The sequence below is a fragment of the Arcobacter sp. AHV-9/2010 genome (assembly GCF_004116575.1).
Lineage (GTDB): Bacteria > Campylobacterota > Campylobacteria > Campylobacterales > Arcobacteraceae > Aliarcobacter > Aliarcobacter skirrowii.
In genome coordinates this window covers 48,657-56,994 of record NZ_PDKH01000007.1, presented here as the reverse complement: position 1 = coordinate 56,994, position 8,338 = coordinate 48,657, and the positions used below count along the sequence as shown (strand labels likewise).

General features: G+C 30.6%; 7 protein-coding genes and 2 tRNA genes. All 9 read right to left on the bottom strand.

Annotated features, from left to right (window positions below):
- Positions 1-143: 143 nt before the first annotated feature.
- Positions 144-218: transfer RNA gene (locus CRU94_RS09025), tRNA-Asn, on the bottom strand.
- 24 nt (positions 219-242) lie between these two features.
- Positions 243-317 (bottom strand) — tRNA-Asn (locus CRU94_RS09020).
- Between the two features lie 115 nt (positions 318-432).
- The gene (gene hemE, locus CRU94_RS09015) at positions 433-1,470 is read right to left on the bottom strand and encodes a uroporphyrinogen decarboxylase (RefSeq protein ID WP_129106447.1); all 1,038 of its coding nucleotides are present in this window, start codon (positions 1,468-1,470) and stop codon (positions 433-435) included.
- Between the two features lie 14 nt (positions 1,471-1,484).
- The gene (locus CRU94_RS09010; RefSeq protein ID WP_129106446.1) at positions 1,485-1,997 is read right to left on the bottom strand and encodes a YqhA family protein; all 513 of its coding nucleotides are present in this window, start codon (positions 1,995-1,997) and stop codon (positions 1,485-1,487) included.
- 1 nt (position 1,998) lies between these two features.
- Positions 1,999-3,036, bottom strand: coding sequence for an aspartate-semialdehyde dehydrogenase (locus tag CRU94_RS09005; protein WP_129106445.1), 1,038 nt, complete (start codon positions 3,034-3,036; stop codon positions 1,999-2,001).
- Position 3,037: 1 nt separating this feature from the next.
- Positions 3,038-5,611, bottom strand: coding sequence for a DNA gyrase subunit A (gene gyrA, locus CRU94_RS09000; protein WP_129106444.1), 2,574 nt, complete (start codon positions 5,609-5,611; stop codon positions 3,038-3,040).
- 125 nt (positions 5,612-5,736) lie between these two features.
- Positions 5,737-5,952 (bottom strand): YdcH family protein, encoded by a 216-nt coding sequence (locus CRU94_RS08995; protein WP_129106443.1) that lies wholly within the window; start codon positions 5,950-5,952, stop codon positions 5,737-5,739.
- 54 nt (positions 5,953-6,006) lie between these two features.
- The gene (argJ, locus tag CRU94_RS08990; RefSeq protein ID WP_129106442.1) at positions 6,007-7,197 is read right to left on the bottom strand and encodes a bifunctional glutamate N-acetyltransferase/amino-acid acetyltransferase ArgJ; all 1,191 of its coding nucleotides are present in this window, start codon (positions 7,195-7,197) and stop codon (positions 6,007-6,009) included.
- Between the two features lie 2 nt (positions 7,198-7,199).
- Positions 7,200-8,327: a potassium channel family protein gene (locus CRU94_RS08985; RefSeq protein ID WP_129106441.1), complete on the bottom strand. Its 1,128-nt coding sequence runs from the start codon at positions 8,325-8,327 to the stop codon at positions 7,200-7,202.
- Positions 8,328-8,338 lie beyond the last annotated feature (11 nt).

The following is an 8,338-nucleotide window of genomic DNA, read 5'->3' as shown; positions in this document are numbered from 1 at the left end:
ATAGACAAGTTATAATTTTACTTATACTTGTTTCTTCATAATATTTTTTTAACATTTCTCATATTCAGTTTATAAAGATTACATTCTTCTTAAACCGTCTAATCATACTTTTAAAGATCTTAATTTTTAAAAAAATTATAAAATGGCTCCGGCACCTGGGATCGAACCAGGGACCAAATGATTAACAGTCATCTACTCTACCGCTGAGCTATGCCGGAAATTAAAACATTAAACAAAAGAAGTGGCTCCGGCACCTGGGATCGAACCAGGGACCAAATGATTAACAGTCATCTACTCTACCGCTGAGCTATGCCGGAATCTTTCTTTATCCGTTAATGGGGTGGAATTATAGTAAAAATAAAAAGATTTGTCAAGAGTTTTTTCAATAAATTTCAAAATTTATAAAAAAACTCTCAAATAGCTACTATTTATCTACTTTTTACTAACTCTTTGACACTCTTTTACAAAGTGAATTGCATTTTCAACTGGTACATCTGGAAGTATTCCATGACCTAAATTAAATATATGCCCCTCACCTTTCATAACATTTTGAATTGCTTCAACACATTTTGTAGTCTCTTCTTTAGAGTACAATCTACACGGTTCCATATTCCCTTGAAGTACATATTTACTTCCAAGTTTCTCTTTAGCCATTGCCATTGGTGTTCCCCAATCTACTCCAAACACATCAAAGTTTCCATAAACAAGTCCTCTTTCAATAAATGCAGCAACTCCTTTTGGAAACATAATAACTGGAATATGAGGATACTTCTCTTTTATATACTCTGCAATTTCAACCATATATTTCCAAGAGAATTCATCATAACGACCAGGTTCAATTGCAGATGCCCATGAATCAAATATTTGAACAACATCTGCACCAGATTGAATTTGTTTTTCTAAATATAGTTTTATAATATCTGTTAATTTTCTTAGAATTTTATGTAAAAATTCTGGATTTGAGTACATAATTTTTTTGCAAAGATTATATGTTTTAGTTCCTTGCCCTTCTATCATATAAGTTGCAAGCGTCCAAGGTGCTCCTGTAAATCCAATAAGTGCTTTATCTTTAGGCAGTTGTTGTTTTAAAAGTGCAATTGTTTCATAAACATAAGTTAATCTTGAAGCAGCTTCTTCGCCACCAATTAATTTATCTAAATCCGCTTCAGTTCTAATTGGATCTTTAAAAATTGGTCCTTCGCCTTTAATAAAATCTAAATGCATTCCCATCTCATTTGGGATAACTAAGATATCACTAAATAAAATAGCGGCATCAACTCCAACAATATCAAGAGGCTGAATAGTAACTTCAGCAGCAAGTTTTGGATTATGACAAAGATTTAAAAAGTTTCCAGCTTTTGCTCTAACCTCCATATACTCTTTTAAATATCTTCCTGCTTGTCTCATCATCCAAACTGGAGTATAAGGTGTTGGTCTTCTAAAACATGCTTCTACAAAAATTTTTGACATAATTTAAATCCTTTTTATTTTTTTCCAACTTTACCTGTAAAGTAAAGTCCAACTGCAAGTGCAACTATTGCTAATGCAAAATATAGTAGCTCAAGTGGTGTTTCATACTTTGTATGCAAAACTCTTTGAAAATAATTTACTACTAAAACCATAATAATAACTTTTGCTATTTTATCTTTTAACTGATCAAGTGAGCTAATATTTAAAATAGAGTTACAATCTTCTGGAGTACAAGCCGCATCTATTTTTGAAATAAATAGCTCATAAATTCCAAAAGAAAATATCAACAATACAACAGCTATTAAATACAGATCAACTGCTCCAATAATTCCAGCGACAATATCTTCATGAAAATGCTCAGGATGCGTCCCTTCAATGAATGTTGTAAAAATGAACTTTGCTACATTAATTACATCAATGCTTGCAACAATAAATAAAATTACAGAACCCATAAAACCAAAAACAACAGCAAGAATTACTATAAATCTACTTTTCCAAAGAGCATTTTCAATGAATTTTTCTAACACTTTAGATGTCACTTTCCATTTCTATCCATTTTAAACCAATTCTAACTGCATTTGTAGCAGCTCCAACTCTTACTTGATCAGCAACATTAAAGTAGTGAACAATATTTGATGCATAAACATCTTTTCTAATTCTTCCTACATAAGTGTAGTCTGTATCTGTTGAGATTATTGGCATTGGGTATTTTTTATTTGGTAAATCATCAATTACTTTTACATTTTCAAAATTCTCTAATGCACTTCTTACTTCATCCACATTCACATCAACATCGTCATTAAATGTAACTGTTAAAGATTCACTATGAGATCTTAAAACTGGAACTCGCACACATGTTGCTGCAACTTCAAAGTTTTTGTGCATAATTTTTTGAGTCTCATTTACCATTTTCATCTCTTCTTTTGTAAATCCATTTTCCATGGCAACATCAATTTGTGGAATTACATTAAGTGCTATTTGGTGTGCAAACGCTTTTATCTCTGTTTCATCTAATCTAAATGCAAAGAAATCTTGCATCTGTTTTACTAACTCTTCCATTCCAGATTTTCCAGCACCTGAAACTGCTTGATAAGTTGATACATCAACTCTTTTTATTCCATATAAATCATCAAGCGGTTTTAAGCTTTGAACCATTTGAATTGTTGAACAATTTGGATTTGCAATTATTCCACTTTCTCTCCAAAGTCCAATATCATCTGGATTAACTTCAGGAACTACAAGTGGAACTTTTGGATCCATTCTAAAGTGACTTGTATTATCAATAACAACAGCTCCTGCTTCTACTGCAAATTTTGCAAATTTTTCAGAGATACTTCCACCTGCACAAAAAAATGCAATCTCAACCTCTTGTTCTTCAAAAACAGTTTCAGTTAACTCTAAAACTGTAAACTCTTTATTTAAAAAATTAATTGTTGAACCAGCACTTCTAGCACTTGCTAATGGAATAACTTTATTTACAGGAAATTTAAGCTCTTCCATAACTCTAAATATCTCTTCTCCAACAGCTCCCGTTGCTCCTACAACTGCAACATTAAACTTTCTCATTTTACTCTTCCTCTTTATCTTCTAAATCATTTCCAAAAATATTATTTGATTCACTTTGTAGTTGTGTTTGATTATCTATAATATCACCATCTTCATTGTATCTAATTACATTTCCAAACTCATCAAGCTCAATCTCTTCATCCTCTTTTGGACATTTTGCAATAGATACAACTTTATCATCTTTATCCATATTTACAATTATCACGCCACTTGTATTTCTTCCAGCTTTTCTAATTGTTTGCATATCAACTCTAATCATTTTTCCAATAGAAGTTAAAAGCATTAAATCTTGAGTATCATCAACTAAAACTTCACCTATAACATTTCCTGTTTTTGGTGATAATTTCATCGCAATAACTCCACTTCCAGCTCTGTTTGTAAGTCTATACTCTTCAACTGTAGTTCGTTTTCCTATTCCTTTTTCAGAAACAGTTAAAATCTCTTGATCTTCACTATCAATAATCTCAGCATCAACAACAATATCACTATCAATTTTAAATTTAATAGCTCTAACTCCTCTTGTACTTCTTCCTTGCTCTCTTGCCTTATCAACTTCAAATCTAATACATTGACCAAGACTTGTAAATACCATTAAATATTTTGTATCAACTGTTGCAATTTTTGCTGTTACTATCTCATCATCATCATCTAAAACAATAGCTCTTACACCATTGCTTCTAATATTACTAAACTCAGATAGACTAGTTCTTTTTACAATACCATTTTTTGTAAAGAATGTTAAAGATTTAGCTTCATCAAAATCACTTGTTGGAATAATTGCCATAATCTTCTCATCAGCTCTTAAGTTGATTAAGTTTACAACTGCTTTACCTTTTGCAGTTCTGCTTCCTTCTGGGATTCTATAAACTTTTAACCAATAAAGTTGTCCCATATTTGTAACGAACATTAGTGTATCGTGAGTGTTACTTACAAAGAATCTTTCAATAAAGTCATCATCGTGAGTTGTAACTGCAACTTTACCTTTTCCACCTCTTTTTTGTCTCTCATAAGATTTTATAGGAACTCTTTTTACATAACCATTGTGAGTAATAGTAACTACCATTGGTTCATTTGGAATTAAATCCTCTACATCAATCTCATCATAAGAGTCTTCAATCTCAGTTCGTCTAGGATTTGAGAACTTCTCTTTAATCTCATTTAGCTCCTCTTTTATAATCTCATTTAATCTATCTTCACTTCTTAAAATAAGCTCTAATTGATCAATTAAAATCATTAACTCTTGATATTCAGCCTCTAATTTATCTCTTTGAAGACCTGTTAATCTTCCAAGTCTCATATCCAAAATTGCTTGTGCTTGAATTGCACTTAAACCAAATCTTGAAGATAGATTATCTTTTGCCTCTTGGTCATTTGCACTAGCTCTAATAATTCTTACAACTTCATCAATATTATCAACAGCAATTTTAAGACCTTCTAAGATATGTGCTCTTGCTTTTGCTTTCTCTAAATCAAAAATTGTTCTTCTTATAATTACAGTTTTTCTATGAGATAAGAAAATATTTAAAATCTCTGGAAGATTAAATACTTTTGGCTCTTTATTATAAACAGCTAAAAGAATAATTCCAAAAGTTGTCTCCATTGGAGTTGATTTATAAAGATTATTTAACACAATTTCTGCCATTGCATCTTTTTTAAGTTCAATTACAACTCTAATACCATCTCTATCAGATTCATCTCTAACTTCTGAAATTCCTTCGATTTGCTTATCTTTTGCTAAATCAGCAATTTGTTCTATTAATCTAGCTTTATTTACTTGATATGGTAACTCATCAATTACAATAACATCTTTTTTTGATTTTGACTCTATATGATGTTTTGCTCTAATTTTTACTCTTCCACGCCCTGTTGTATAAGCATCAATTATTCCTCGTCTTCCAAATATAGTTCCACCTGTTGGGAAATCTGGACCTTGAATAAACTCCATTAAATCTATTGCTTCAGCAGTTGGATTATCGATTAAATGCAAAATTGCATCTAATAGCTCACCAAGATTATGAGGTGGAATTTTTGTTGCCATTCCAACAGCAATACCTTCGCTTCCATTTAATAGAAGTGTTGGAACTCTTGTTGGTAAAACAGCTGGTTCTCTCATTGTATCATCATAATTTGGTACAAAATTTACTGTATCTTTATCTAAATCTCGTAAAACCTCTTCAGCTATTCTTGTCATTCTAGCTTCTGTATATCTCATAGCAGCTGCACTATCACCATCAATAGAACCAAAGTTTCCTTGACCATCAACAAGTGGTGCTCTCATAGAGAAGTCTTGAGCCATTCTTACAAGTGCATCATAAACAGAAGTATCTCCATGTGGATGGTACTTACCAATTACATCTCCAACAATTCTTGCTGATTTTTTATAAGCAACTTTTGATGTAAGATTTAAATCATGCATTGCATAGAGTATTCTTCTATGAACAGGTTTTAAACCATCTTTTGCATCGGGTAATGCCCGACCAATAATAACACTCATAGAGTAGTCTAAATATGAAGTTTTTACACTATCTTCAATATTGATATCTATAATATCTTGATTTTCAAAAAGGTTTTCCATAAACTAAGGCCTTTACACTAAAAAATTGGTTTGATTGTATCTAAGTTTCACTTAGCTTTGCTTTATTACAATTAAAAAAGGGAAGATAGACTCTCTATCTTCCCTTTAGCAAAATAAAATAGAAACTATTTTTCAGCTTTATATTTTACGATCATTGCGTAAATTTCATCTTTAAGTTTAAGCTTCTCTTTTTTCTTTGTATCTATTAAAAATTGATCTGCGTGAGCATTCTCAAGATTAATAATTTCATGATCCAACTCATTGTGTTTTTCAAACACTCTTAAAAAGTGAGTATCTTTTTGTCTTAATTCAGCAATTGCATCTCTATGTTCGTGAAGCATTCTCTATCCTTGTTAAAAATTTTAAAAGGGATTATATAAAAAGAGTTCTTAAAATTAACTTCTATAATCCGCGTTTATCTCTACATATTTATAACCCAAATCACAACCATAAGCTGTGAATTTTCCACTACCAACTCCTAAATCGCAAATTATTTTATATTTATCTTTTTTTAAAACATCTGCTGCTTTTGCTTCAATTGTAGCATCAAAGCAGATTTCACCTTTATTAAATACAACTACATCATTATATGAAATTACAAGTTTCTCATCATCACAAGTAACTTGTGAAGCTCCAATTGTTGAAGCTATTCTTCCAAAATTTGGGTCCTCTCCAAACAGAGCTGTTTTTACTAATAGAGAGTTTGATAAAGCTTTTGCAGCAATTTCAGCCTCTTTGTCATTTGCTGCATTTACAACTTCAAAAGCTGCAACTTTTTTTGCACCCTCACCATCTGCAACCATTAACATAGCCATATCGTGCATAACTAATCTTAAAGCTTCACTAAAAGCATCTTTTTCATAAACATTTGATTTACTATTTGCCAAAACCATAACAGTATCATTCGTAGATGTATCACCATCTACAGAGATTGCATTAAATGTTGTATGAGAGTTTATCTTTAAAGCCTCTTCTATATCTTCATAAGGAGCTGCTGCATCTGTACAGATAAAACAAAGCATTGTTGCTAAATTTGGATTTATCATTCCAGCACCTTTTGCGACAGCACCTATTTTAAATGATTTTCCATTTTCAAGTTTAACTTCATATAAACAACTTTTAGAGTATGCATCTGTTGTCATAATTGCTTTGCTTAAATTTTCACCATTTTTAGATTTTAAATTAAATTTTTTTGCACCATTTACCAATTTTTCAATTGGTAATCTATTTCCAATAACACCTGTGCTACTCATAACTGGATTAATCAATTTATCATCACCAAAATTTAATTCAGAGAAAAGGTTATCTATATCTTCAATACCTTTTTTACCTGTTAATGCATTTGCATTTTTTGAATTTATAAGTACAAAGTTTGTTTTAAAACCTTTTTCATAAGCCAAAAAATGTTTTAAAGGTGCTGCTTGAAATTTATTATTAGTAAAAATTGCAGCAACTGTACAAGGCTCTTTTGTGTAAATAAAACCTAAATCATTATTACCATTTGGTTTAAGACCAATATGAATTCCATCACAATAAAAACCATCTATTTGGTCAATATAACCTTTTATTGGTAAAATAGTAAACATTTTTATAACTCCTTTGGTTGATTAATTAAATTTAATACTCTTTTTGCTCTAGTAATACCTTTTTGTGAACCAACAAGAAGTAGTTTTGAGTTTTTATTTATTACTTTATTTCCTTTTGGAAGTTGTATAAAAGCTCCACTCTCTTCAGTTATTCCAATAACAGATATACTTAGTTTTTCTCTTAAATCAAGCTCTTTTAGCTCTTTTCCTATACTCCAAGCATCCTCTTTTATAAGGATCTCTTCCATAGTAATTGGGCTATCTTTTTTATATAAAAACTCATCCAAAATATTTTCCATATCAGGACTCATAGCAATTGCACTTACTCTTTTTGCCATTAATGAAGGTGTTGCTACAACCTTATCAGCTCCAAGTTTTTGAAGCCTAATTTTTTCATTTCTAGTCTCTGCATTTGATATTATTAAAAATGGACTTCGTCCTAACTCTTTTTCATAAAGCCTTACAGATGCTATTAAAGTAATATTGTCAGAGATATTTTTTGATAAAGATATAGCTCCTTTTGCAGAGCTTAAATGTGATTTGAAAAATGCACTCTCTTGATATGGCTCATCTTTTATAAAATATGGATATTTATTCTCTCTAGCTATCTCTTCTATATTATCACTTGGATCAACAACCACGAAAGGTATATGATTCTCTCTAAACTGTTTAGCAACTTGTGCTGTATATTCATTGTGATAAAAAAGCACAAAATGTTTTCTTAATCTTGCTATTTTATAAAGCATCTTTCTCTCCTTCAATAAAGCTCTTAAATTTCCATTTGTAAAAACATCAATTATAACCCCAACTCCAAAAATAAAACTAGAGAAACCAGCAATCATTAAAAAAACAGTAAAAAATATAGTCTCATTTTTAAAGTTTGATTCATTTAATGCTCCAAAACCAGTATTTGTAATTGTGTAAGATGTTTGAAATATTGCATGCATAATTGAATAATCTTCAAAGTAGACATAACCCAACACTCCTATCATCATAAGAAGCTGAATAATTATTAAGGGTAATCTTAGTGGTTTTAGTTTTGAATAAATTACAGAGTTTAAATCATATTGAGGCTTTGAACTTGAAAGTTCCCAGCCTAATATTTTTTTAATATTAGTAAAAATGCTCATCTAAGCACTTT